The organism is Caulobacter henricii, assembly GCF_001414055.1.
GTDB lineage: Bacteria > Pseudomonadota > Alphaproteobacteria > Caulobacterales > Caulobacteraceae > Caulobacter > Caulobacter henricii.
Window position 1 is genome coordinate 2209089 of the sequence record NZ_CP013002.1, and the last position, 25895, is coordinate 2234983.

The window sequence follows — 25895 nt, forward strand, 5'->3', positions numbered from 1 at the left end:
TGGGCTTAACAATCGCCTACCAGGATCCAGGAAACTGCACCGTTTGAACGGGCTGCGTTGACAGACCCCCCGTCCCGCCCCCACTTTCCGGCGCTCGCCTCCAAGGCGATCCTCCCCGCAGGTACAGAGTCCTAATGAACGTCGTCGTCGTCGAGAGCCCGGCCAAGGCCAAGACCATCAACAAGTATCTCGGGTCCGACTACACGGTTCTCGCCTCGTACGGCCACATCCGCGACCTGCCCTCCAAGGACGGCTCGGTGGAGCCCGACAACGATTTTGCCATGACCTGGGAGGTCGACGCCAAGTCGTCCAAGCGGATTTCCGACATCGTCGACGCGATGAAGGGGGCCGATCGCCTGATCCTGGCCACCGACCCCGACCGCGAAGGGGAAGCCATCAGCTGGCACGTGCTGGAGGTCCTGAACAAGAAGAAGGCGGTCAAGGGGATGACCGTCCAGCGGGTCACCTTCAACGCCATCACCAAGGCCTCGGTGCTCGAGGCCATGGCCAATCCGCGCGACATCGACATGGAGCTGGTCGAGGCCTATCTGGCCCGCCGCGCCCTGGACTATCTGGTCGGTTTCACCCTTTCGCCGGTGCTGTGGCGCAAGCTGCCGGGCAGCCGCTCGGCCGGTCGCGTCCAGTCGGTCTGCCTGCGCCTGATCGTCGAGCGCGAGATGGAGATCGAGCGCTTCAAGACCCAGGAATACTGGAGCGTCGAGGCCGATGTCTCGGCCGGGGCCGATCCGTTCACGGCCCGCCTGGTCAAGCATGAGGGCAAGAAGCTCACCAAGTTCGACCTCGGCAACGAGGGCTCGGCCCTGGCCGCCAGGGCAGCGGTCGAGAAGGCCGTGTTCAAGATTTCCGGTGTCGAGAAGAAGCCCGGCAAACGCTCGCCGGCCCCGCCCTTCACCACCTCGACCCTGCAGCAGGAAGCCTCGCGCAAGCTCGGCTTCTCGGCCCAGCGCACCATGCAGGCGGCGCAAAAGCTCTATGAGGGCATCGATATCGGCGGCGAGACCGTCGGCCTGATCACCTATATGCGAACCGACGGCGTGTCGGTGGGCCCGGAAGGCATAGCCGAAGCCCGCGACGTGATAGGCAATGTCTATGGCAAGGACTATGTCCCGGAGACGCCGCGCTACTACAAGGTCAAGGCCAAGAACGCCCAGGAGGCCCACGAGGCCATCCGCCCGACCAGCCTGCACCGCAATCCCGGCTCCCTGCGCCTGGAGCCCGATCTGGGCCGGCTCTACGAGCTGATCTGGAAGCGGATGATCGCGTCGCAGATGGAAAGCGCCCGCATCGAGCGCACCACGGTCGACATCGAAAGCCATGACGGCCAGACCGGCCTGCGCGCCACCGGCCAGGTCGTGCTCTTCCCCGGCTATCTGACGGTCTATGAAGAAGGCCGCGACGACGACGGCGATGAAGACTCGGCCCGCCTGCCCCTGATCGAGGACGGTGCTGCCGCCAAGGTCATCGAGGCCCGCGCCGACCAGCACTTCACCGAACCGCCCCCGCGCTATTCGGAAGCCAGCCTCGTCAAGAAGATGGAAGAGCTCGGCATCGGCCGTCCCTCGACCTATGCCTCGGTCCTGACCGTCCTGCGCGACCGCGAATATGTGAAGATGGAGAAGAACCGCTTCATCCCAGAGGACAAGGGCCGGCTGGTCACCGCCTTCCTCGAGCAGTTCTTCCGCCGCTATGTCGAGTATGACTTCACGGCCAGCCTGGAAGAGCAGCTCGACCTGGTGTCGGACGGCAAGCTGGACTGGAAGCAGTTCCTGCGCGACTTCTGGAAAGAGTTCCATGCCGCCGTCGGCGAGATCGCCGAGCTGCGCGTCACCAATGTTCTGGACGCCCTCAATGAGGCGCTGGGACCGCATATCTTCCCCGACAAGGGCGACGGGTCCAACCCCCGCCTGTGCCCCACCTGCGGCTCCGGCCAGCTGTCCCTGAAGGTCGGCAAGTTCGGGGCCTTCATCGGCTGCTCGAACTATCCGGAATGCCGTTTCACCCGTCAGCTCGCTACCGCCGAGGGCGAAGGCGAAGCTGAGTCTGCGGACCGCGATCTGGGGATCAACCCGGAAACCGGTCGCTCGGTATGGCTGAAGAACGGCCGCTTTGGGCCCTATGTCGAAGAGCCACCGGCAGCGGAAAGCGGCGACAAGCCCAAACGATCAAGCCTGCCCAAGGGCTGGCTGCCGGCCGCCGTCGATCTGGAAAAGGCCCTGCGCCTGCTGTCCCTGCCCCGGGAGGTCGGTCAGCACCCCGACGACGGCAAGACGATCACCGCCGGACTTGGCCGGTTTGGTCCGTTCGTCCTGCACGACGGGACCTATGCCAATCTGGAGAACCCGGAGGATGTCTTCGACATCGGCCTGAACCGCGCCGTTGCCCTGCTGGCCGACAAGCGGGCCGGAGGCGGACGTCCGCAACGCGGTCAGGCCGCAGCCCTGGCCGAACTGGGCAATCACCCCGAGGACGGCAAGCCGGTCCGCGTGCTGTCCGGTCGCTTCGGCCCCTATATCAAGCACGGCGACACCAATGCCAATGTCCCCAAGGGGGCCGATCCTGCGGCCCTGACCCTGGACGAAGCGGTGGTCTTGCTGGCCGAACGCGTCGCCAAGGGCGGCGGCAAGAAGCCGGCAAAGAAAGCCGCCGCCAAGAAGGCTCCCGCCAAGGCCACGGCCAAGGCGAAAGCCGCTGACGGGGCGGCTCCAGCCAAGAAACCTGCTGCAAAAAAGCCGGCGGCGAAGAAGGCAGCGGCCCCGAAGAAGGCCGCAGCCAAGCCGAAGGCCTGACCCTACCCATGTCCACAATCCGGGTTTAGACTGCCCCCATGACGTCGCTCCAACGGCCCCTGCCCCTGAACGTGGTGATCGCCGGCCTAATCATGGCCAGCATCCTGGGCTTCGTCATGGGCCTGACCAATGCGCTCAAGGACGGGCAGTCGCTGAACAGCGTCTCGACGGCCCCCTTGGCCGAGGTATCAGGCGTCCCCATCAGGGACGCGTCCCCGGCCCCCCTTTACGTCCCGGCCCCGCCCGAAAGGCCCAAGCCCAAGGCCGTAGAGGTCAAGACCGAAGAGGTCGCCGTTCCGGCTGCGGTGATCGAGGCCCCACCGGCTGCGCCGGAAGCCGCCCCAGCGGCAGCACCGCCGGCACAACAACCCCCGCCGGCCCGGATCGAGGACCTGTACGAATAAGATCCACCGGCCTGACCTGAGCAATCCCTGTCCGACCCGTGGTCGCGAGGCTAAGGCCCTGACGCCGATCCGTCCCCCCCCCCCCGGGCGTCCGCAGAAGCGGTCAGTCCGCCTCGAAATCCAGCAGATCGCCCGGCCGACAGTCGAGTTCACGGCAAAGCTTTTCGATCGTGTCGAAGCGCACGCCCTTCACCTTTCCCGACCGGAGCAGCGACAGGTTTGTTTCGCTCATATCGATGCGCTGAGCCAGATCGCGGGCCCGCATCTTCCGACGGGCCAGCATGACATCCAGGGTGACGATGATCGGCATGGTCAGACAATCTGGTCGTAGTCGGTCTTGATCTGGTCGCGATCGTCTTTGACAGCCGCCGCCAGGTCGATCACGCGGCCAAAGAGGCGGATCGCGATCCCGACACAACCCAGCACGACGCTGACGCCGAGGTTCTGGCCAAAGGCCTGTGAGGCACTGTTGCCGCCGTCGCCGAAGATGAACCAGAGGATCGTGCTGGCGACCAGCCAGTCTCCAAGCCGGGTCAGGGCCTTGCCAGCCTCAACCGACAGCACCTGGCCACCGGCGAAACTCTTGAACAGGCAACGTGCCTGCCAGACCGCACCGAGCAGGGCCAGCACGGGCAGCGCGGCAAGGGTCGCCTCGCCCACATGGCGCAGCGCTTCACTTCGCTCGTTTGCCCCGACGGACAGCACGACGGCCTTCAAAGGCCCATAGGCGATCTCGGAAAACACCAGAAAAACCCCGATGCCGAACAGCCAGCCGAACAGTTGCTGCAGGCCAACGCTGTCTTTTTGAATCTTCGCCATACCGGTCGTGGTCATGTCTCTTCCTTTCCTGCTGGCCTGCCGGGATCGCTTGCATCGCAGCCTGAGAGGCTTCGATCGGCGCATACCCCGCGCCGCGTTCGTGATTATTTTAAATAAGACATAAATTTATGGACTTCAAATGTCAAAAAATTTAGATTCTGAAAGATATCAGAAACAGGATCGGACCAGCCAAGCCAACGAAGGGTGGCTGTCCCCTAGGCGCGCGGACCTCAACGGGGCAGCCGGAGACCTCCCCCGCACCTCAACGGCATTTCCCTTGGCCTTTGGCCCCCGGCCCGGGTTATCCCAGCACATGGCCAAACCACGCACGCCCAAGTCGTCGAAATTTCCTGCCGCCGCCAAGCCGCCTGCCGGCCTGCCGGACCGCGAGACCCTGCTGGCCTTCCTGCGCAGTGCGGGCGAGAGCGGCAAGGCCGATATCGCCCGGCACTTCGGGCTGAAGGGGGCCGACCGCCGGGCCCTGCGGGAGATGCTGCGCGAACTGGAAGCCCAGGGCGCGCTCGGCAAGCGGGGCCGCAAGGGCTTCGCCGAGGCCGGCTCCCTGCCCCCCGTGGGCGTGGTCGATGTCGTGGATCGTGACGCGGACGGCGACATGTTCGTCAAGCTGACCCGGGCCGATGACGACGCCCCCATCGTGCGCCTCTCGCCCGCGCGCAATGCCGATGCCGGCGGCGCACCGGGCATGGGCGATCGCCTGCTGGTCCGCTTCGAGCGCCTCGAGAACGGCGAGCTGGAAGCCCGGCTGATCAAGAAGCTCGGCCAGAGCGCGCACAAGATCCTCGGCGTGATCCGCAAGCACCGCCGCGAGACCCGGGTTGAACCGGTCGATCGCAAGTCCAAGGAAGTCCTGGTCCTCACCGAACTGGACGCCAGGGACCTCAAGGAGGGTGATCTGGTGCTGGCCTCGGTGGGTTCAGCCGCCGGTCGCTACGGACCCAAGCAGGGCAAGGTGCTGGAAGTGGTCGGCAGCGAGGATGATCCCCGTGCGGCCTCCCTGATCGCCATCCACAGCCATGGCATTCCGGTGGGCTTCTCTGAAGCCGCCGAGGCCGAGGCCGCCAACGCCCAGCCGCCGACCCTGCAAGGCCGCGACGACCTGCGCGACCTGCCGTTCGTGACCATCGACCCGGTCGATGCCCGCGACCATGACGATGCGGTCTATGCCCATCCCGATCCCGACGCCGGCAATGCGGGGGGCTGGATCGTCTGGGTGGCCATCGCCGATGTCGCCGCCTATGTCCGCCCGGGCTCGGCCCTGGACCGCGAGGCCCGCGAAAAGGGCAACAGCGTCTATTTCCCCGACCGGGTCGAGCCGATGCTGCCCGAGGTGCTGTCCAACGGCCTCTGCTCCCTGCGGGAGGGCGAGAACCGCGCCACCCTGGCGGTCCGGATGGTGTTCGACAGCGCTGGCCGCAAGAAGAGCCACCGCTTCGTGCGTGGCCTGATGCGCTCGGCGGCAAAGCTGTCCTATGAGCAGGCACAGGCCGCCATCGATGGCGTGATCCCGCCTGACGGCCAGGACGGCGACAAGGCACCGCCCCTGCTGGATCCGATCCTCAAGCCGCTGTGGGCCGCCTTCCGCCTGATGGGCAAGGGCCGCGAGATCCGCTCGCCCCTGGCGATCGAGAGCGACGAGCGCAAGATCGTCATTACCCGCGAGGGCGAGATCGCCTCGATCAACCGCCGTGCCAGTCTCGAGGCCCACAAGCTGATCGAGGAGATGATGATCCAGGCCAATGTCAGCGCCGCTGAAAGCCTGGAAGCCAAGCGCACGCCGCTGATCTATCGCGTCCACGACACGCCCAGCCAGGAGAAGGTTCAGAACCTGGCCGAGTTCCTGGCGACCCTGGAGATCAAGTGGAACAAGGGTGAGGCCCCGCAGACCTCGCGCTTCAACAAGCTGCTGGACGAAACCCGCGACGGGCCGCACGCCGCCATCGTCAACGAAGTGGTGCTGCGCACCCAGATGCAGGCGCACTACAGCGCCGACAATCTGGGCCATTTCGGCCTGAACCTGGCCAAGTATGCCCACTTCACCAGTCCGATCCGTCGCTATGCCGACCTGATCGTGCACCGCGCCCTGATCCGGGCCCTGAACCTTGGGACCGATGGCCTGACCGACCAGGACGTCAGCCAGATCAAGGACACCGCCGAGACCATTACCTATGCCGAGCGCCGGGCCATGGCCGCCGAGCGCGACGCCACCGACCGCTATATCGCCGCCTTCCTGTCCGACCGTGTGGGGGCGACCTTCAACGGCCGCATTACCGGCGTCACGCGGTTTGGCCTGTTCGTGAAACTGGACGAGACCGGAGCCGATGGTCTGGTGCCGGTCTCGACCCTGGGCCAGGAGTTCTTCGTCCATGACGAGCGCATGCACGCCCTGGTCGGGGAGCGCACCGGCAAGCGCTGGCCCTTGGGCCTACAGGTTGAGGTCAAGCTGGTCGAGGCCACCCCGGTGACCGGCGGCCTGCTGTTCGAGATGATCACCGAGCCCCTGCCGGCCGATCCCCGGGCCCCTCGCCCTCGCCTGGGCGCGCGGCGTCAGGCGGCGGTCAAGCCCCGCGGCGGCCTGCCCAAGGGCGTACGGCGCGGCAAGCGGCGGTAGTTTGAGAGATGCTCGCCCTATGGGGGAGGATCCATCTATTTCAGGCCTTTGATCGCCTTCTCCAGCAGGTCGGCCATCATTCGCTCGTCGGCAGCCGAGGGGTGGCCGTGGCAGGCCGTACGCTCCAGGCCGCTCACGCGCACGGCTGTGGCCAGGCCCTTGAGCCGGCCGGCGACCTGCTGAACATCATCTGCAAAGTTTTCACCCGCAATCAGCAGGAAACGCGCCTGAGGATCGCGCCGGGCCAGGCCGGCGACGAAGTCGACATAGGAGTCGCGGTAGTCGGTGCGCAGGTCGGCCTCGCTCCGCCAGGCTTCGCCCGGCTTCAGCGGCGTCGAGAAATCGTTGGTGCCCAGACCGATGACGATCAGGTCGGGCTTCCAGGGATCGGCAGGATCGATGCGCGGCTCGGCCTGGCCGGGGATCAGGCGCGGATAAAGGGCCGGCAGGGGCTCTCCCGGAGCCAGGCCGCTGTAGTTGCGCACCACGCCACGCCCTGAATAGGCGATGATCCGGTAGTCCGCCTTCAACCGCTCCGCCAGGATCGGTGCGAAGGACAGGCTGGTGTCGGTCAGATCATGAACCTCTTGCTCCGTGCAGGCCTGACGGGCGGAACGCACGCCATAGGCCACGGTGAAGGAGTCGCCGATGAACTCGATCCGGCTGGATCTCGCGACCGGCGCCAGGGGCCGTCCTTCGGGACCAACAAAGAAGCCGACGAACCGCGCCGAACCCGTCTGGCTCTCGGTCAGCTTGTCCAGCCGCACCACATGCTCGCCGGGGCCCAGCTGGTCGAAGGTCAGTCGCGCCAGGCCGGGCCTGCGCAGTTCAGCGCGAACCTGGCCGTCGATGCTGACCGAAAGATGCTCCGCGCCTGTGTCGACCGCCACCGTCACCGAGGGACCGGAAAACCGGCCTTCGAAATAGACCCCCGGCCAGCCAAAGCTCAGCCCGCCCTCGGGGGCAGGCGCGACGCGGCCACCGACATGGGGGGTCAGGGCGGTCTGAGCGGCGACCGGCGCGGCGGCCAGGGACAGGACGCTGAGCACGGCGAGGAGAACGGAACGCATGGTCGACTCCAACGAACGGTCCCCTTCATCTGTCATAGCGACGCGATCCCCGCTAACAGGAAATCATGCGCCCAGATCTCGACCCGTTCCACGCCATCGCCATCAGCCGCCTAGCCTATCAGCTGCAGGCCGAAGGGCGGTCGGTCATCCATATGGAATTTGGCCAGCCCTCGACCGGCGCACCCAAGGCTGCGATCGACCGCGCCCACCACGTGCTCGACACCGACGGCCTGGGCTATTGGGAAAGCCCTGCCCTCAAGGCCCGCATCGCCCAGCGCTATGATGAGAAGCACGGGGTCAAGGTCGATCCGGAGCAGATCATCCTGACCTGCGGGGCCTCGCCGGCCCTGGTCATGGCCCTGGCCTCGGCCTTCGAGGCCGGCGATCGTGTGGCCCTGGCCCGCCCCGGCTATGTGGCCTATCGCAACACCCTGAAGGCCCTGAACCTGATCCCGGTCGAGATCGCCTGCGGGCCGGAGGATCGCTACCAGCTGACCGCCGCCCACCTGGCGGCGCTCGACCCTGCCCCGGCCGGCGTCATTGTCGCCAGCCCGGCCAACCCGACCGGCACCGTCATCGCCGACGACGAAATGGCCGCCATAGCCGACATATGCCGTACACGGAATATCCGGATCGTCAGCGACGAAATCTATCATGGCCTGAGCTATGTGGGGCCCGTGCGGTCGATGCTGGAGTTCGAGCCCAGCGCCCTGGTGGTCAACAGTTTCTCGAAATATTTCAGCATGGTCGGCTGGCGACTGGGCTGGCTGGTGTCGCCTCTGGACCATGTCCACCGGGCCCGGGCCTATATGGGCAACCTGTTCCTGACCGCCCCGTCCCTGAGCCAGCACGCCGGCCTGATCGCCATGGATTGCACCGACGAGCTCGACGGCCATGTCGAGGTCTATCGCCGCAACCGCCAGCTGCTGCTGGACGCCCTGCCCTCGCTGGGCTTGGCCAGGATCGCGCCGCCGGACGGGGCCTTCTACATCTGGGCCGATGTCGGCCACCTGACCGATGACTCGATGGCGTTCTGCCGGCAACTGCTGACCGAAACCGGCGTCGCCACCGCCCCGGGCATCGATTTCGACCCGGTCGAGGGGCACCGCTTCATGCGCTTCAGCTTCGCCGTCTCGACCGCGGAGGTCGAGGAGGCGCTGCGGCGGCTGGTGCCGTGGTTTGCGGCGAAGGCGGCGATCTAGCGGACTTCTTGCCCCCTACGGATCGCTTCGCGATCGTCTTCCCCCGGAGGGGGAAGATGAAGTGCGGCGTCCTCGTCTTCCCCCTCCGGGGGAGGAGCGCCGCAGGCGCGGAGGGGGGTAGTTCTCGTGTCCCCCTACTTCTTCTCCAGATAGTCCAGCGCCATGAACACCTCGGCCTTCACGCCGGTTTCCATCACCGCCTCGTCGATGTCGAAATAGGGCGAGTGGTTGGCCGGCGCGCCGGCGGCCGGAACGTTGGCCGGGCGACCGCCCAACTGGATGAACACGCCCGGGACCTTCTCGGCATACATCGAGAAATCCTCGGCCCCGGTCACCAGGGCCCCATTGTCCTCGACCTTGCCGGGCGAGGCCTTGGACAGCGACGCCTTGACCCATTTCGACAGGGCCGGATCGTTATAGGTCACCGGATAGGGCTGGGTGAACACGGCCTCGGCCTTGGCACCGTAGCGGTCACCGATCGCTGCAACGCTCTTCTGGACCTTGTCGATCAGGTCGGCGCGGCGCTCGGTCGAGAAGGTCCGCATGGTGCCGCCCATCACCAGGTCTTCCGGAATAATGTTCTGGCGCATGCCCATGTGGATCGTGGCAATGGTCACCACCGAGGGCGACAGCCCGACATCGACCTGGCGAGCGGCGATCTGGTTCATGGCCTGGACGATGTCGGCGGCGATGCTGGCCATGTCGATGCCTGCCCAGGGACGAGCGCCATGGGTCTGCTTGCCCTTGACCGTGATCGTGATCCGGTCGGAGCTGGCATAGAAGCCCATGGGCCGATAGTTCAGCTGATGGGCATCCAGCGGGCCGATGTGCAGGCCGAAGATGGCGTCAACCTTGGGCTGGTCCAGAGCGCCGTCGCGGATCATCAGCTTGGCGCCGCCTTCCTCGCCAGCCTGCGGGCCTTCCTCGGCGGGCTGGAAGATCAGGACCACCGTGCCCTTGATGTCGGCCTTCATGCCGGCCAGCACCGTGGCGGCTCCCAGCAGCATGGCGACATGGGTGTCATGGCCGCAGGCGTGCATGACCGGAACGGTCTTGCCTTCCCAGGTGGCCGTAGCCTTGGAGGCGAACGGCAGGCCGGTCTTTTCCTCGACCGGCAGGGCGTCCATGTCGGCGCGGAGGGCCACCACCTTGCCGGGCTTGCCGCCCTTGAGGATGCCGACCACCCCGGTCTTGCCGACGCCCTCGCGGACCTCGAAGCCTAGGGCCTTCAGCTCCTTGGCCACCAGGGCAGCCGTGCGCACTTCCTGGTTACCGAGCTCAGGATTCTGGTGCAGGTCGCGCCGCCAGGCGATGACCTTGGGCTGGGCGGCCTTGGCGGCGGCCTCGACCTTCGCCGCCGACGGCGCAGCCAGGGCAGGCGCCCCATAGGCCAGTCCGGCCAAGATCGCCAAAGTCGAAATTCGTCCCAACATGCCCGTCATTCCCTCTGAAATGTCGGGCGACAGTGGAGTGCTTGCTGCGGGCTGGTCAAGCTGACGTAAGGTCTGGCTTTGCGATTGGCGCGATCGGTCTAAGCTTGGGCCATGGACGAGCCGATTGAAGCCAAGTTCGACACCATCAATGACGCCGCCGTGCGCGAGCCCGGCACCGGTGTCCTGCGGCCGCGACATGCCGCGACCCTGATCATGGTCCGGACCGATGCGGCCAAGCCGCGCCTGCTGATGGGCCGCCGCAATCGCGGCCATGCCTTCATGCCCGACAAGTGGGTTTTTCCCGGCGGTCGGGTTGATCGCGGCGACTATTGGGTCCCGGCCGCCAGCGAGCTTTCGCCGGAGGTCACCGCACGACTGACCCACCAGCCGCGCCACCCGAGCCCTGTCGCCCTGGCCCGCGCCCTGGGCCTGGCGGCGATCCGCGAGACCTTCGAGGAGACCGGCCTGCTGCTGGCGCGCCCGGCCCCTGCACGGCCGGCGGCCGGGGCCTGGCGGCCCTTTCTGGCCCAGGGGGCCCTGCCCGACCTGGCTCCCATGGCCTTTGTCGCCCGGGCCATCACCCCGCCCTACCGCAACCGCCGCTTTGATGCCCGCTTCTTCATGGCTTCGGCCGAGGCCCTGATCAGCCTGGACCGCCAGCCCGACTGCGGCGAACTGGACGAGATCGCCTGGGTGGATTTCGACGAGGCCATGGCCCTGGACCTGCCCAATATCACCCGCTTCGTGGTCGCCGAGATCGGTCAGAGGCTGAAGGATGCTGGACGCCCCGCGCCCTTCATGCGTTTCCTGAACGGTGCCCGGAACCTGACCTATGTCTGAGCCGGCGCGTCTCGGGGGAGATCGGCATGCTGGCCATTCTGTTCGTGTCCGCCCTGGCGACCACACCGCCCGCGCCTGAACCCGATATCAGCCGCCTGGCCTGGATGACGGGCTGCTGGATGCAGGTCCGCTCCAACGGACGTGTCGACGAGCAGTGGATGGCCCCCGGCGGCGGCGTGATGCTGGGCATGAGCCGCACCCTCAAGGACGGCAAGGTTCGCGAATTCGAGTTCCTGCGAATCGCCCCGGGCCCCGACGGCAGGCTCGCCTTCAACGCCAAGCCCTCCGGCCAGCCAGAGGCCGTCTTCCCGCTCAAGGAGATCACGGACGACTCGGTGGTGTTTGAGGACCCCGCTCATGACTTTCCGCAACGGATCCTGTACCGGCGCGTCGATGCCCGCACGCTGATCGGCCGTATTGAGGGCCAGATCGGCGGTCAGGTCCGGTCGGTCGACTATCCCTACATACGGTGCCCCGCCGGCAATTGACTTTGGCGCGCTGATCAGTATGTTCCGCGCCTCTCATTTCCAACGCGCGGGTACCCTGCGCGACACCGCAGGGATTCGACCATGGCCAAACCGGCTTCAATTAAGATCCGCCTGAACTCCACGGCGGACACCGGCTTCTTCTACGTGACCAAGAAGAACGCCCGCACCAAGACCGAAAAGATGGTGCTGAAGAAGTACGATCCGGTCATCCGCAAGCACGTCGAATTCAAGGAAGGCAAGATCAAGTAAGATCTGCCCGACCGGTACGACACAACAAAACGCCCGGCCAGAAATGGCCGGGCGTTTTTGATTCCGGGGGCTCGATGACTTGCCCCCTCCGCGCTGCGCGCTCCTCCCCCGGAGGGGGAAGATGACGGCGTCTTCCCCCTCCGGGGGAGGACGACCGCGAAGCGGTCAGGAGGGGGCGAGTCGTGCGGCTAGCAGTCGTGCCCTGCCCCCAGCGGCCGGCACCGACCGTCAACATCGGCCGGCGGCTTGAGGCCGGTCACGGCCGCGAGGGTCGGCGCGATGTCCACCGTGTCCAGCGGCAGGACGCGCTCACGGGGCGCACCGCCCTTCCACCAGAAGATGATCGGCACTCGGCGGTCATAGTCCCAGGGGCTGCCGTGGGTGGAGACATAGGTCGGGCCCGCCGTAGCCGGGACCAGCTCCGGCCGGAAGGCGACGACGATGTCGCCCATGCGGCCGGGATAGGCACTGCGGCGCATACGCTCCCGCAACGAAATCTCCTCGGGAGACGTGTCTGCCGCCTCAGGAGCGAGGGTCAGCAGGGTGTTGACGTCAAAGGCCTCAACCACCTCCGGCTGGCGCGAAACCAGGGCCAGGGCCGCCGCAGTGATCCGGACATGTTCGACAGGATCCAGAGCCTTGCGGTCGGGTCCGACGACGTCGATCGTATTGATGCCGCCATCGGCCACCAGCGGGTCAAAGGCGAGGCCCAGATCCTTGCGCAGGGTGGCGTTCAGGGCCGCCAGCCAGGCCTTGGTGCCGATCCGACCGGCCTCATAGCCCTCCTCATGGAGGCGCTCGGGCATGTCGGCCCCGCCGTGGTCGGCCGAGAGAACAACCAGCACACCGCCCTTGGCCTTGCCGACCCGATCGAGGAACTCGCCGAGCCCCTCATCCAGACGCGCGATCTGGTCGCACATTTCCGGTCCCCGGGTGCCGAAGCGGTGTCCGATAAAGTCCGTCGCCGACAGGCTGACCGCCAGGACGTCGACCTGAGGCCCGTCGCCCAGGCCGAAATCGTCACGCAGCTGGGCCGCCAGGTCCAGGGTCACTTGATCGGTGAAGGGACTGCCGCCGAGGTCCCGCAGCCGGTCCGCCTCGCTGGTGGCAGTGGGAATCGGCAGGGCCGCGCGCCATTTGCGGCCGCCGGTCTCGTAGTCAGCCTCAAGAGCCCTGCAGCGCTTGGCCGATCCGCCCAGCAGGGCGTCCATCGGGCTTTTGGCATAGTCCCAGACGAAGGGGTGCTTCTTCAGGTCAGCCAGCATCCTGGCATTGAAGGCCGCAACAGGCTTCAGCCGCGCCTCGGCGGTCTGGCCCGGCGGCACATAGGTCGTGAAACCAAAGCCGGGCTGCAGCCAGAAGGCCCCATCCGCCTGATGGCCCGACAAGGTGATCGCGCCGCGATCCTTGCCGGAGACGCCGAACACCCGGCTGTTCGGCGAGACGGCCTTCAGCCAGTCTCCATAGGTCGTGGCGACCATGTTCTTGGGGCTGACCGGGCGGCCCTTGGGATCGTGGGCCAGGACGACACTGTCGTCGGCTAGACAATAGACCTGCTTGCCCAGACTGGCGTCGTACCAGTCATTGGCGCTGATACCGGTCTTGTTGGGGTGCTTGCCGGTCAGCAGGGTTGAATGTCCCGGGCAGGTCTCGGTCATGGCATGCGACTGGTAGCCATTGGGATAGACCACGCCTTCCCGCGCCAGCCTGCCGAGGCCACCGCTGAACGTGCCGCGATACTGGGCGAACAGGTTGGCGCTGAACTGGTCGATCGAGATCACCACGACCAGCCTGGGATCGGGCTTGGCGAGGGCTTGAGGCTGGGCCTCAGCCTGGGTCAGGGCACCGCTGACGAGCACGGCGCAGACAAGGGCACCGGAAGTAAGTTTCTTCTTCATCCAGGCTACAAAGCCTGATCCCTGGCCGCGTGCAAGGTTGCAGGCCGATCAGGCGACAGGAAAAGTTCGTCCGCCTAAAGAACGGTTAGGCGACGCGCGCCACCACGGCATTCCGGCCGGAGGCCTTGGCCTCATAGACGCCCTCGTCGGCGCGCTTGAGCAGGGCCTCGGGCGAGTCGTGCTCGCCAAGGGTCGCCGAAACGCCGATCGAGATCGTCACGGTCAGCAATTCCCGGCCCTGGGCGACGCGGAACGGCGAACCGGCGACATGCATGCGGATCCGCTCGGCGATACGCATGGCATCCTCGAGCTGGGTGTCGGGCATGATCACCGTGAACTCTTCGCCGCCATAGCGGCAAGGCAGGTCGATGGCGCGGACGTTCGAGGCCAGGCGCAGGGCAAATTCGCGCAGCACCTCGTCGCCCACATCGTGACCGAAGGTGTCGTTGATCTTCTTGAAGTGGTCGATGTCGATCAGCAGGGCCGCCACCGGATCACCGCCCAGGGTGGAACGCTGGACCAGGGAGTCGAGCTGCCCGGTCATGTAGCGCCGGTTGTGCAGACCGGTCAGCTGGTCGGTGACCGCCAGTTCCAGGCTGTGATCGAGATTGTTGCGCAGATAGTCGGTGTAACGCTTGCGCTGGATCTGGGTCTTGACGCGGGCCGCCAGCTCCTGGGGATCGATCGGGCGCGGCAGGATGTCATTGACGCCGATTTCCAGCGCCTTGACCATGCGCTGGCGGTCATCGGGATCGACCATGGCCAGGACCGGCAGGTGCCGGGTCCGCTCGGTCGAGCGTAGCGAGGCGGCGAAGCGCAGGCCGTCAAAGCGCTTGGCCGCGCCATTGATGATCACCAGATCCACCGGGCCGCCGGCGCTGATCCGGGCCTTGTCCGGGTCGGATTCGACGACCGGACGATGTTCGATGCTGAGCTCGGCGGCAATGCGCTGGGCCTGGCGTTCGTTGTCGTCGATGATCAGGATGCGACCGCCCAGGCCATCGAGCCGCGAGGCCGCGCCGGCGATCACGCCCATACGCCGGCCCGAGGCCTCGCGCTGGCGCAGTTCGTCGATCACCAGCTTCAGACGGGTCAGGCTGCGCACGCGGGCAAACAGCATCACGTCATCGATCGGCTTGGTCAGAAAGTCCGAAGCCCCGGCCTCCAGCCCCTGGATGCGGTCGGCGCGGCCATCCAGGGCCGTGACCAGAACCACGGGGATGTGGCGGGTAACCGGATCTTCCTTGAGCTTCTTGCAGACGGTGAAGCCGTCCATGCCCGGCATCATCACGTCGAGCAGGATGATGTCGGGCAGATCACTGGCCGCCATGGCCAGGGCCGTGGGGCCGTCTGACGCCGTGGAGACCTGATAATACTCGGCCGAAAGCTTGGCCTCCAGCAGGCGGACATTGGCCTCGATGTCGTCGACGACGAGGATCCGCGCGCTCATGCCGGAGCCTTGTCGAGCAGACGCTTGATGGTGTCGAGAAAGTGGGCCACCGAGATCGGCTTGGAGATATAGGCCTCACAGCCGCCTTCCCGGATCCGCTCCTCGTCCCCCTTCATCGCGAAGGCCGTAACGGCCACCACGGGAATATGGGCCAGGTCCTCGTCTTCCTTGAGCCACTTGGTGACCTCGAGTCCCGAGATCTCCGGCAGCTGAATGTCCATGAGAATCAGGTCGGGGCGATTGTCCCGAGCAATGGACAAGGCCTGCAGACCCTCGCGGGTTTGCAGGGTCTCATAACCCTGGGCTTCGAGCAGATCATGAAAGAGCTTCATGTTCAGCTCATTATCCTCCACGATGAGGACCTTCTTCGTCATCCTGACCCCGACCATACGGTCCGTGGCGACGCCTGAGGGATTCGCGCCGCTTCTGTCTTCCAGATGGCACGAATATCCTTAAGCCCGCGCTAATCGCGTTAACATCGGCCAATCGCAGATCATGGAACCCCGTTTCTCCGACCTTCAAGCCTGCATCATCGATCCGGAAGCCCCGCTGGTGATCGTCGATGTCGACGAGGTGCTCGCCCAGTTCATGCGCGGGTTCGGCACCTTTGTGGGCCGTTTCGGCTACGAATTGCGCGTCGACCGCTTCGCCCTGTTCCAGAACATCTACCGCCCGGGCGAGACCGAGCACCTGGACCTGATCGCCGGCAAGGTTCTGTTCGACGACTTCTTTCGCGACGGGGCTGACGACCTGCTGCCCGCCGAGGGCGCGGCCCATGCCCTGGCTGATCTGGCGTCGCGGGCCGGGGTCGTGATTCTGACCAATGCGCCCGAACATGGCCGCCTGGCCCGCGGACAGTGGCTCAAGACCCATGGCTTCGACTATCCGCTGGTGATCAACAGCGGCCCCAAGGGGCCGTCCGCCGCCCAGCTCGCATCCCGCACGGCCGGACGCTCGGTCTTTATCGATGACCTTTTGCCGCAGCTCGAATCGGTTGCGGCCAGCGCGCCCGACATCACCCGCTTCCAGATGATCAGTGACGAGCGCCTTCGTCCCCTGGCCCCCACCGCCCCCGAGCGGCATGTCAGGATCGACGACTGGGCCGAACTCCGGACCGCGATCGAGGCACAGCTGTTCGCATGATCCGCTTCGGAGTCGATTTCGGCGGCACCAAGATCGAGGTCGCAGCCCTGGATCGCTCGGGTCAGTTCGTCGCCCGGGTCCGCAAGCCCAATCCCGGGTCCTACGAGGCAGCCCTGGAAGTGGTGGCCGACCTGCTCGCCGATGCCGAATGCATGGCCGGGTCCAGTGCGGCCCGGCTCGGCCTGGGCATTCCGGGCTCGATCTCACCGCGCACCGGCCTGATCCGCAATGCCAACAGCGTCTATCTCAATGGCCGAACCTTTGCCCAGGACCTGGAGGCCCGGCTGGCGCGCCCCGTGCGCCTGGCCAATGACGCCAACTGCCTGGCCCTCTCCGAGGCCGCCGACGGGGCCGGGGCCGGACAGGCCGTAGTATTCGCCGCCATCCTGGGCACCGGCTGCGGTGGCGGCCTGGTGGTCGACGGCCGGATCATCGAAGGCCGCAACGGCATTGCCGGGGAATGGGGCCACATGCCCCTGCCCTGGCCCAGGCCCGACGACGAACCCGCCCCGGCCTGCTGGTGCGGCCGCAAGGGCTGTCTTGAAACCTGGATCGCCGGCCCGGCCTTCGCCCGCGATGCCGGCCACCCGACCGGCCAATCGGTCATGGCCGCCATCGAGACCGGTGACGCCGGTGCGATCTCCGCCCTCGACCGGCTGATCGACCGGACGGGCCGGGCCCTGGCCCTGATCTGTGACATGGTCGATCCGGACGTCATCGTCCTGGGCGGGGGCCTGTCGAACATCGCGGCCCTGTACGACCGACTGCCCGCCGCGATCGCGCCTCATGTCTTCTCCGACACCTTTGAAACGCCCGTGCGCAAGGCCGCGCATGGCGACAGTTCGGGGGTGCGCGGCGCGGTCTGGCTGTGGCCCCTCGACGACGCCTAGGCCCGGGCGCGCCATGAAGGCCCTGTGCCGCGATTGCGACTGGACAGGTGAGGTACGGGCCCCGCGGTGCCCGTCCTGCGGCTCGCCGCGGACGATTTTTCACGCGGAACTGGCCGACCTCTCCATGGCGCACCTGGACTGCGACGCCTTCTACGCTTCGGTGGAGAAGCGCGACGATCCGGCGATCCGCGACCGGCCGGTGATCATCGGCGGCGGCAAGCGCGGGGTGGTCACCACGGCCTGCTACATCGCCCGCATGAGCGGGGCCCGCTCGGCCATGCCCATGTACAAGGCCCTGCAGCTCTGCCCCGAGGCTGTGGTCATCAAGCCCAACTTCGCCAAGTACAAGGCCGAGAGCCGGCGGATCATGGAGAAGCTGACGGCCCTGACGCCGCTGGTTCAGCCCCTGTCGCTGGATGAGGCCTGGTTTGATCTGTCGGGCACCGAACGGCTGCATGGTGCCACGCCGGCAGTGATGCTGACCCGCTTGCAGCGGGAGATCGAGCAGGAGATCAATCTGACCGTCTCCATCGGCCTGGCCCCCAACAAGTTCCTGGCCAAGATCGCATCCGAGCTGGACAAGCCGCGCGGCTTCTCGGTGATCGGCGCGGCCGAAGCCAAGGAGTTCCTGGCCGGAAAGCCTGTCTCGATCCTGCCCGGGGTCGGCCCGGCCACCGTGACGTCCCTGGCCGCCGAGGGCTACCGCACCGTCGGCGACATTGCCGCTGCCGACCTCAAGGATCTGGCGGCAGTCCTGGGGGCCGGAGGCCTCCGGCTGCACCGCCTGGCCCAGGGACAGGATTCCCGTGCGGTGGATCCTGATCAGGTCCGCAAGACCATCAGTGCCGAAACGACCTTCAATGACGACCTGTCCCGACGCGAGGACCTGGAGGATGAACTCTGGCCCCTGTGCGAGCGAGTAGCCCGACAGGCCCGCGCCGAGGGGGTGGCGGGCCGGGTCGCGACGCTGAAGCTGCGCACCCCCGACTTCAAGGTCCATACCCGCCGCCGCACCCTGGCCGTGCCCACCCAGACCGCCCGCACCCTGTTCCAGGTCGCCCGCGAGCTGCTGGCCCAGGAACCCGGGTCGACCCGCTACCGCCTGATCGGCGCGGGCCTGACCGAATTTGTCCCGGCCGAAGGGGCTGCGGACGACTTCTTTGCCGGCGAAGAGCGGCAGGCGCTCAAGAAGGAGCAGACCATCGACGTCCTGCGCAGCAAGTTCGGGGCCGGAGCGGTGGTCACCGGCCGGACTCTCAAGAGCCGCTGAGCCAAGACCGCAAAACGCGCTACTGACTCCAAACCCGCGTCATCGAAGGAGCCTTGCATGCCCGTCCCACGTCTCCTGGCAGTGACGCTTCTGGCCAGTCTGGCCTTCACACCGGCAGGGGCCAAGCCGCCGAGTGCGCCCCTCACGGCCATCGGAGCCACCGCCATGACCCAGCACGCCCGGGGCCCCTTTGATGTGAAGCTCGTGCCACAGGACGAGGACGCCGGGCCGGGCTCGACCCTCGGCCGCCTGTCGCTGGACAAGGTCTTCCATGGCGACCTGGACGCCACGGGCAAGGGCCAGATGCTGACCGCCGGCACGGACACGCCGGGCTCAGCCGTCTATGTCGCTATCGAGCGCGTGACCGGAACCCTGCACGGCAAGGCCGGCAGCTTCGCCCTCGTGCACAAGGGCCTGATGCGCGGCGCGGATCGCCAGCTGACCGTCGAGATCGTGCCCGACTCCGGAACCGGGGCCCTCAAGGGTATCTCCGGCAGCCTGGCTATCGAGATCACCGGCGGCAAACATCTTTACGATCTGACCTATACCCTGCCGGCTCAATAGGCCCACTCCGTCACGAGGATCACTCGACCGCCCTTGCGCGGGCGCCGGTCGCGCCCCATTTCGGCTGCTCACCCGGAAAACCGTCCATCGACGGCTTCCGCTCTCCCAATCGTGAAGCCAATTTCCAGGGCGCCCCTGTGTTAAAGCGGCGCAACAGTGCGTGGGCCCCTTCCAAAGCCGGCGCGTTTCCATATCTAATCCAGACATGGCGGGTGGTTCGGCCCGCCGGGAGAAAACGGTCAATGGCCGAGCGGAAGCAAGGCGGACAGAATAACGGGACTGGATCTTCGGTCATCACTGAGGTGAAACCGAAGACACAGAAGCCTTCGCTCTATCGAGTACTGATTCTGAACGACGATTATACGCCGATGGAATTCGTCGTTTACGTTCTTGAGCGGTTCTTCAACAAGTCACGCGAAGACGCGACCCGGATCATGCTGCTGGTTCACCAACACGGCGTTGGTGTGTGTGGCGTCTATACCTACGAAGTCGCTGAAACGAAGGTTGCCCAGGTCATCGACTCGGCGCGCCGTCATCAGCACCCCTTGCAGTGCACCATGGAAAAAGACTGAGGAGCCTCCCCCCTTGCCCTCGTTTTCTCGACCCCTTGAAGAGTCCCTTCACCGCGCCGTCGCCTACGCCAACCAGCGCAAGCACGAGTACGCCACCCTGGAGCACCTGCTCCTGTCCCTGACCGACGATGATGACGCGGCCGGCGTGATGCGCGCCTGTGACGTCGATCTGGTCGCCCTGAAAAAGAGCCTGACCAACTATCTCGACGTCGAGCTGGCCTCGCTGATCGTCGACGACGAGGAAGACGCCAAGCCGACCGCCGGCTTCCAGCGGGTGATCCAGCGCGCCGTCATCCACGTGCAGTCCTCGGGCCGCGAGGAAGTCACCGGTGCCAATGTGCTGGTGGCCATCTTCTCGGAACGCGAGAGCCACGCCGCCTACTTCCTGCAGGAGCAGGACATGACGCGCTATGACGCCGTGAACTTCATCGCCCATGGCATCGCCAAGAAGGCCGGGGCGTCCGAGCCCAAGGCCGTCAAGGGGGCCAGCAACAACGCGACGGAAGACGATTCCGAAAAGCCCAACACCAAGACCGGTGGCGAGGCTCTGGAAGCCTATTGTGTCGACCTCAATGAGAAGGCCCGCCAGGGCAAGGTCGACCCCCTGATCGGCCGGGCCAGTGAAGTGGAACGCGCGATCCAGATCCTGTGCCGTCGCACCAAGAACAACCCCCTGCTGGTCGGTGAACCGGGCGTCGGCAAGACCGCCATCGCCGAGGGTCTGGCCCGCAAGATCATCACCAACCAGGTCCCCGAGGTCCTGGCCGAGGCCACCATCTTCTCGCTCGACATGGGCGCGCTGCTGGCCGGCACCCGCTATCGCGGCGACTTCGAGGAACGCGTCAAGCAGGTGGTCAAGGAGCTCGAGAACCACCCCAATGCGGTGCTGTTCATCGACGAGATCCACACCGTGATCGGCGCCGGCGCGACCAGCGGCGGAGCCATGGACGCTTCGAACCTGCTGAAGCCGGCCCTGGCCTCAGGCAGCCTGCGCTGCATGGGTTCGACCACCTACAAGGAGTTCCGCCAGCACTTCGAGAAGGATCGGGCCCTGGTCCGTCGTTTCCAGAAGATCGACGTCAACGAGCCGTCGGTGGAAGACACCATCAAGATCCTTAAGGGGCTCAAGAGCTACTACGAGGACTTCCACAAGCTGAAATACACCAATGACGCCATCAAGGTGGCCGTCGAACTGTCGGCCAAGTACATCACCGACCGCAAGCTGCCGGACAAGGCGATCGACGTGATCGACGAGGCCGGAGCCGGCCAGATGCTGCTGCCCGAGAACCGCCGCAAGAAGGTTCTGGGCGTGAAGGAGATCGAGGCCGTGGTGGCCAAGATCGCCCGCATCCCGCCCAAGTCGGTCTCCAAGTCCGACACCGAGGCGCTGAAGGAGCTGGAAACGGATCTGAAGCGCGCCGTGTTTGGCCAGGATGCCGCCATCCTGCAACTGTCCTCGGCCATGAAGCTGGCCCGGGCTGGTCTGCGCGATGCGGACAAGCCGATTGGCTCGTTCCTGTTCAGCGGCCCGACCGGCGTCGGCAAAACCGAAGCCGCCAAGCAGCTGGCCCTGACCCTGGGCATCGAGATGATCCGCTTCGACATGTCCGAGTACATGGAGCGCCACACCGTCAGCCGCCTGATTGGGGCCCCTCCCGGCTATGTCGGCTATGACCAGGGCGGACAGCTGACCGACGCCGTCGACCAGCACCCGCACGCGGTGGTGCTGCTCGACGAAATCGAGAAGGCCCATGCGGATGTCTACAACATCCTGCTGCAGGTCATGGACCACGGCGTCCTGACCGACAGCAACGGCAAGAAGGTCGACTTCAGGAATGTCGTCCTGATCATGACCACCAATGCCGGGGCTTCGGACGCCCAGCGGCAGTCCATCGGTTTTGGTCGCGACAAGGTGGTCGGCGAGGAAGAGGCTGCCCTCAAGCGCCTGTTCACGCCGGAATTCCGCAACCGCCTCGATGCGGTCGTGGCCTTCAAGCCGCTGACGCCGGAGATCATCCGCCAGGTCGTGCAGAAGTTCGTCATGCAGATGGAGGCCCAGCTGGCCGATCGGAACGTGACCATCGAACTGTCCGACGACGCGGCCGACTGGCTGGCCAAGAACGGCTTCGACGAGCTCTATGGTGCCCGTCCCCTGGGCCGGGTCATCCAGGAGCACATCAAGAAGCCCCTCGCCGACGACATCCTGTTCGGACGTCTGGTGCGCGGTGGCCACGTCAAGATCGTGCTCAAGGACAGCAAGATCGACTTCGAGATCGAAAGCACGCCGGAAAAGCCCGGAAAGGGCTCTACGGCGACAGAGACCGAAGCCGAACCGGCCTTGGTCGAATAGATCCAAGACTATCGAGAGGCCCGGAGCGATCCGGGCCTCTTTCGGTTTGCGGTCAGGAAAACTTTACAACCCCCTCAAATCAATAAAGCCTCTGGATGAGCTGAAGAAAGAGGATACCGGGTGCGAACGCCAGTGCGCGGCCTGTTTCGTCCTGCACAGACGGCGCGGCCAACTTGGTGGCCGTTGGCCTTTTTCGCCGCCTATGTGATCATCACCGCAGCGGCTTACGTCATGACCTTGGGCGCCGGCGGTCTGGCGGTTCTGTGGGTCAATAACGGCGTTCTGGCTGCCGCCCTTTTGTTACTTCCACGCGGCACGGCAATCCCCCTGGCGCTGGTCTGCGCGCTGGTCGACTTTCTGGCCGCCCTGCTGACGGGGAGCGCGCCCGCCCAGGCCGCCCTGATTGGCAGTTTCGACCTCACCGAGTCGGTGGTCGCCGCCTTCCTGATCCGCCAGGTCGGTGGCGCGGGTCTGGACATTCAGCACTTCAGCAGACTTTGGCGCGTGGCCCTTTTGGCCGTACTGCCGTCCACCCTGATCATGGGTAGCCTGGGCGCGGTGCTACTCACGAGGCTCATCGGCGGTGATTTCGTGTCCATCTGGATCGCCTGGGTCTGGGGCGATTTCCTGGGGATGATGATCGGCGCGCCGGCAGTGCTGCTGCTGACAAGAATGCGGCGATATACGACGCCCGAGATCCTGAAGGGCGCGGTGCCAATACCCCTGGTGGCTGCCACCCTGATCGTGGCGGCAATACTGTTCCACTTCCTGCCCGCCGCGCCGCTCTTCCTCAGCTTCCCCCTGCTGCTGGCTGTGCTGCTGCGGCTGGATCCACCGAGGGCCATACTGGCCATCGCCGGGTTCGCCTTCCTGACGGCCGGCAGCACCACAACGGGCCATGGTCCGATCGCCGCCCAGTACGAAGATATCTCCAGCCGGATTCTGGCCTTGCAGACCTATCTGGCCGCCATTCAGTTCTGCGCTCTGGCGATCATCAGCGTGATGTCGGAGCGAACACGGGCCCAGAATGGGTTGAGCCGCGCCCTCTCGGCCGCCCGCGCAGCCCGGCGAGAAGCCGAGGCCGCCGCCATCGCCAAGAGCCGGTTCCTGGCGGTGATGAGCCATGAGATGCGCACGCCGCTGAACGGCATCAGCGGTCATGTTCAGTTGCTCAGCGCCAAGCGCGCTCTTCCCAGATCCACGCGCGAGCCGCTGGCAGCTATCGAAGCCTCGTGCGGCGTCCTGGTCTCGCTGATTGACGACGTGCTCGACTATTCCAGCGTGGGGGACGGACAGCGGCAGAGGCAGCTGAACCTCGCGCCAGTCTCGATCCCGACTCTCGTCGAGCGCGTCATGACCCTGATCCTGCCACTGCTTGGCGACCGGCCGATAGCCATGCGGGTCGAGATCAGCGCCCAGGCCGAGTCCCTGCACAGAGCCGACGAAAATCGCCTAGCCCAGATCCTGTTCAAGCTGCTCAGCAACGCCGCCAAGTTCACCCAGCGCGGTCACATCACCCTGTCAGTCGAAATCAAGTCGAGCGATGTCGAGGGCGTGGACGAGGTCACGTTTTGCGTGGCCGATACGGGCATGGGGATCGCGCCGGACGATCTTCCGCTGCTGTTCCGGCCGTTCTCCCAGATCGACAGTACCCCGACCCGGAAGTTCTCCGGCGCAGGCCTGGGCCTGGCCATATCGCGCGCCCTCGTCGAAATGATGGGCGGCAGCCTGACCGTCGAAAGTACGGTCGGCCTGGGGTCCCGCTTCACCTTCAGCCTGCTGATGACGCGCGTTGACCACCTGGAGCCAGCCTTGGCTGCACCGGCCCTGCCCCAGGATCTTCGCCTGCTTGTTGTGGACGACCACCCCATGAACCGGCAGATCGCCAGCCAGATGCTGGAGGCGGCAGGCTTCAAGGTCGATACGGCCGAGAACGGCGAGGACGCCGTACAGCGCGCCCGTGAGACCCCGTATCATGCCATCTTCATGGACCTGCACATGCCCGTGATGGATGGGCTGACGGCCTGTCGCCAGATCAAGGCCCTTGGCGGCGCGGTCGGGCGGACGCCGATCATCGCCATGACCGCCGCCACCTCGACAGACGATATTGCCGCCTGCCTGGCGGCCGGAATGGCGGACCACATCGCCAAGCCGATCCAGCTGATGACCCTGATTGCCGCAGCCACCAACGCCGTGCCGAACGGGGCGGCCTAAAGCGCCGCCGCGATCTTCTCGGCCAGCACCTTGAGCTCCTCGACATCGGCCATGCCCTCGGCGTGCCGGCCCATCGCTTCACCCTCATAGCGGGGGATGACGTGGAAGTGCAGGTGGAACACGGTCTGGCCGGCCGGGGCACCGTTGAACTGGGTGACAATCACGCCGTCAGGCTTCAGCGCGGCGGTGACGGCGGCGGCAGCCTTCTGGGTGGCACCGATCAGGCGGCCCAGAGTCTTGGCCTCGGCTTCCAGCAGATTGCGGGCTTTTGAGGTCCTGGAGATCACCAGCATGTGACCCCGCGCTTGCGGGAAGACGTCCATGAAGCAGAGGACCTGATCGTCCTCGAACACCTTTACGGCCGGCATTTCGCCCCGGATGATCTTGGCGAAGATGTTGTCGGGATCGTAGGTTCCGTGAAGGCTCATGGCCGTCTCCTGATGAGAGGGGTGTCGTAGCAAACCACAGGAGGCGTGCAAGCATGGACACCAAGCCACAGGGCCTGACCGAGCAGCAGCAGACGTGGTTCGCCTCGGTGCGGGCCAATCTGCAACGTGAAACCGGCAAGACTCTCGAGGAATGGGTCGAGATCGTGCGGCGCGAGTGCCAGGAAACGCGGCCAAAGGCCCGCACCGATTGGCTGAAGGCGACCTATGGCATCGGCCAGAACCGGGCCGCGACGATCCTCTCGGTCGCCTACCCGTCCGAGATGGGCTGGGACGACGCCGAAGGGTTGCGCGCGGCGCTGTGGACCGATCCGGCCGCGCTTTCGATCCTCGTGGCCATCGAGGCTTCAGTCTCCGACCTGCGTGACGTCGTCACAGGTCAGCGCAAGGGCTTCACGGCCTGGTCCCGCAAGAGCCAGTTCGCGGCCCTGAAACCCGTAAAGGGCGGGGGTGCCGTCCTTGGCCTCGCAGTGTCGCCTGAGGCCGACCCACGCCTCCTGGAGCCGCGCAACGAGGGCTGGTCCGAGCGGCTTAAGGCCAAACTCCCCCTCACCTCGCCCACGGATGTCGATGACGGAGTGCTGGCGCATCTCAAGGCCGCCTGGGAGCGATCCTGAGGGAACGTATGGCGCGCTTTCCCGTTGGTTTCCCAAATGGAGGAAGCCATGTCCGATCAAGCCGATCTCGTTGCCCGGTTCTGGAAAACCCTGAAGGCCGACCGCACCGTCATGCTGGGCCTTTCCGAGGTCGAGGGTGGACATGCCCAGCCGATGACCGCTCTTTTCGAAGGCGATCATAGCGGCCCGCTCTGGATCTTTACGTCATCCGAGACCAGCCTGGTGTCGGCACTAGGCAGCGAAACCCTCGACGGTATCCTGAACTTCGTCTCGAAGGGACACGAGCTCTTTGCCACAGTCCAGGGGCGTTTGTGCCTCGACACTGACCGCGCCACAGTCGACCGGCTCTGGAACCCCGCCATCGCCGCCTGGTATGCCGGCCGGGAAGATCCCAAGCTGCGCCTGCTTCGCTTCGAGCCCGGTGCCGCCCAGATCTGGCTGAACGAACACAGCCTGATGGCCGGCGTGAAAATGCTGCTCGGGGCCGACCCCAAGGCTGATTACAAGGACAAGGTCGCCGAAGTCCGGCTTTGACCGTGC

The 25895-nt window shown here is 65.9% G+C and carries 24 protein-coding genes; 16 read left to right on the top strand and 8 right to left on the bottom strand.

Annotated elements, in window-relative coordinates; translation table 11 throughout:
• Positions 1-134: 134 nt before the first annotated feature.
• A complete protein-coding gene (gene topA / locus AQ619_RS10305) occupies positions 135-2807 on the top strand; it encodes a type I DNA topoisomerase (protein ID WP_062146985.1) in 2673 nt (890 codons plus the stop codon).
• A 38-nt stretch (positions 2808-2845) separates the two neighbouring features.
• Positions 2846-3211: a hypothetical protein gene (locus AQ619_RS10310; protein ID WP_062146987.1), complete on the top strand. Its 366-nt coding sequence runs from the start codon at positions 2846-2848 to the stop codon at positions 3209-3211.
• A 103-nt stretch (positions 3212-3314) separates the two neighbouring features.
• Here the strand turns inward: AQ619_RS10310 and AQ619_RS10315 are convergent, their stop codons facing one another.
• Together AQ619_RS10315 and AQ619_RS10320 are read right to left on the bottom strand one after the other, a co-directional pair.
• Positions 3315-3521 (bottom strand): helix-turn-helix domain-containing protein, encoded by a 207-nt coding sequence (locus tag AQ619_RS10315; RefSeq protein WP_062146989.1) that lies wholly within the window; start codon positions 3519-3521, stop codon positions 3315-3317.
• Between the two features lie 2 nt (positions 3522-3523).
• Positions 3524-4045, bottom strand: a complete 522-nt coding sequence (locus tag AQ619_RS10320; RefSeq protein ID WP_062146991.1) for a hypothetical protein — start codon at positions 4043-4045, stop codon at positions 3524-3526.
• Between the two features lie 298 nt (positions 4046-4343).
• On the opposite strand from AQ619_RS10320, the gene rnr reads away from it, so the two are divergent.
• The gene (gene rnr / locus AQ619_RS10325) at positions 4344-6659 is read left to right on the top strand and encodes a ribonuclease R (protein WP_062146993.1); all 2316 of its coding nucleotides are present in this window, start codon (positions 4344-4346) and stop codon (positions 6657-6659) included.
• Between the two features lie 35 nt (positions 6660-6694).
• Here the strand turns inward: rnr and AQ619_RS10330 are convergent, their stop codons facing one another.
• A complete protein-coding gene (locus AQ619_RS10330; RefSeq protein WP_062151546.1) occupies positions 6695-7729 on the bottom strand; it encodes an SGNH/GDSL hydrolase family protein in 1035 nt (344 codons plus the stop codon).
• Between the two features lie 65 nt (positions 7730-7794).
• Between AQ619_RS10330 and AQ619_RS10335 the strand changes: the two genes are divergently transcribed.
• Positions 7795-8931 (top strand): pyridoxal phosphate-dependent aminotransferase, encoded by a 1137-nt coding sequence (locus AQ619_RS10335; protein WP_062146995.1) that lies wholly within the window; start codon positions 7795-7797, stop codon positions 8929-8931.
• A gap of 134 nt (positions 8932-9065) precedes the next feature.
• Here AQ619_RS10335 and AQ619_RS10340 read toward each other — a convergent pair whose 3' ends face one another.
• Entirely contained in the window at positions 9066-10364 is a 1299-nt protein-coding gene (locus tag AQ619_RS10340) for an amidohydrolase (protein WP_062146997.1), read from the bottom strand.
• Positions 10365-10475: 111 nt separating this feature from the next.
• On the opposite strand from AQ619_RS10340, the gene AQ619_RS10345 reads away from it, so the two are divergent.
• From AQ619_RS10345 to rpmG, 3 genes are all read left to right on the top strand, one after another.
• Positions 10476-11204, top strand: coding sequence for an NUDIX hydrolase (locus AQ619_RS10345; RefSeq protein ID WP_062146999.1), 729 nt, complete (start codon positions 10476-10478; stop codon positions 11202-11204).
• Between the two features lie 26 nt (positions 11205-11230).
• Positions 11231-11692, top strand: a complete 462-nt coding sequence (locus AQ619_RS10350) for a DUF6265 family protein (RefSeq protein WP_062147001.1) — start codon at positions 11231-11233, stop codon at positions 11690-11692.
• Between the two features lie 81 nt (positions 11693-11773).
• On the top strand, positions 11774-11941 hold the full coding sequence (rpmG, locus tag AQ619_RS10355) for a 50S ribosomal protein L33 (protein WP_007673017.1): 168 nt from the start codon (positions 11774-11776) through the stop codon (positions 11939-11941).
• A gap of 188 nt (positions 11942-12129) precedes the next feature.
• Here the strand turns inward: rpmG and phoY are convergent, their stop codons facing one another.
• The 3 genes from phoY to AQ619_RS10370 all read right to left on the bottom strand — a co-directional run bounded on the left by phoY (position 12130) and on the right by AQ619_RS10370 (position 15663).
• Complete coding sequence (gene phoY / locus AQ619_RS10360; RefSeq protein WP_062147003.1) at positions 12130-13839, bottom strand: alkaline phosphatase PhoY; 1710 nt, start codon at positions 13837-13839, stop codon at positions 12130-12132.
• A gap of 85 nt (positions 13840-13924) precedes the next feature.
• On the bottom strand, positions 13925-15289 hold the full coding sequence (locus AQ619_RS10365) for a PleD family two-component system response regulator (RefSeq protein ID WP_062147005.1): 1365 nt from the start codon (positions 15287-15289) through the stop codon (positions 13925-13927).
• Positions 15286-15663, bottom strand: a complete 378-nt coding sequence (locus tag AQ619_RS10370; RefSeq protein ID WP_062151549.1) for a response regulator — start codon at positions 15661-15663, stop codon at positions 15286-15288. Before AQ619_RS10370 ends, AQ619_RS10365 begins: the two co-directional genes overlap by 4 nt.
• A gap of 121 nt (positions 15664-15784) precedes the next feature.
• On the opposite strand from AQ619_RS10370, the gene AQ619_RS10375 reads away from it, so the two are divergent.
• The 7 genes from AQ619_RS10375 to AQ619_RS10405 all read left to right on the top strand — a co-directional run bounded on the left by AQ619_RS10375 (position 15785) and on the right by AQ619_RS10405 (position 24292).
• Positions 15785-16432: an HAD family hydrolase gene (locus AQ619_RS10375; protein ID WP_062147007.1), complete on the top strand. Its 648-nt coding sequence runs from the start codon at positions 15785-15787 to the stop codon at positions 16430-16432.
• Positions 16429-17322, top strand: a complete 894-nt coding sequence (locus AQ619_RS10380) for an ROK family protein (protein WP_062147009.1) — start codon at positions 16429-16431, stop codon at positions 17320-17322. The genes AQ619_RS10375 and AQ619_RS10380 overlap by 4 nt, the downstream gene beginning before the upstream one ends.
• A 13-nt stretch (positions 17323-17335) precedes the next feature.
• The gene (locus tag AQ619_RS10385; protein WP_062147011.1) at positions 17336-18592 is read left to right on the top strand and encodes a DNA polymerase IV; all 1257 of its coding nucleotides are present in this window, start codon (positions 17336-17338) and stop codon (positions 18590-18592) included.
• Between the two features lie 57 nt (positions 18593-18649).
• Complete coding sequence (locus AQ619_RS10390) at positions 18650-19156, top strand: DUF3224 domain-containing protein (RefSeq protein WP_166504208.1); 507 nt, start codon at positions 18650-18652, stop codon at positions 19154-19156.
• Between the two features lie 242 nt (positions 19157-19398).
• Complete coding sequence (gene clpS / locus AQ619_RS10395; RefSeq protein WP_062147013.1) at positions 19399-19728, top strand: ATP-dependent Clp protease adapter ClpS; 330 nt, start codon at positions 19399-19401, stop codon at positions 19726-19728.
• A gap of 13 nt (positions 19729-19741) precedes the next feature.
• Entirely contained in the window at positions 19742-22078 is a 2337-nt protein-coding gene (clpA, locus tag AQ619_RS10400; RefSeq protein WP_062147015.1) for an ATP-dependent Clp protease ATP-binding subunit ClpA, read from the top strand.
• 183 nt (positions 22079-22261) lie between these two features.
• A complete protein-coding gene (locus tag AQ619_RS10405; RefSeq protein WP_062147017.1) occupies positions 22262-24292 on the top strand; it encodes a response regulator in 2031 nt (676 codons plus the stop codon).
• Here the strand turns inward: AQ619_RS10405 and AQ619_RS10410 are convergent.
• On the bottom strand, positions 24289-24720 hold the full coding sequence (locus AQ619_RS10410) for an HIT family protein (RefSeq protein ID WP_062147019.1): 432 nt from the start codon (positions 24718-24720) through the stop codon (positions 24289-24291). The two genes, AQ619_RS10405 and AQ619_RS10410, sit on opposite strands and share 4 nt — an antisense overlap.
• Before the next feature lie 53 nt (positions 24721-24773).
• Here AQ619_RS10410 and AQ619_RS10415 point away from each other — a divergent pair, with 53 nt between their 5' ends.
• Positions 24774-25355: a DUF4287 domain-containing protein gene (locus tag AQ619_RS10415; RefSeq protein ID WP_062147021.1), complete on the top strand. Its 582-nt coding sequence runs from the start codon at positions 24774-24776 to the stop codon at positions 25353-25355.
• Positions 25356-25403: 48 nt separating this feature from the next.
• A complete protein-coding gene (locus tag AQ619_RS10420) occupies positions 25404-25889 on the top strand; it encodes a pyridoxamine 5'-phosphate oxidase family protein (protein ID WP_062151555.1) in 486 nt (161 codons plus the stop codon).
• Positions 25890-25895 lie beyond the last annotated feature (6 nt).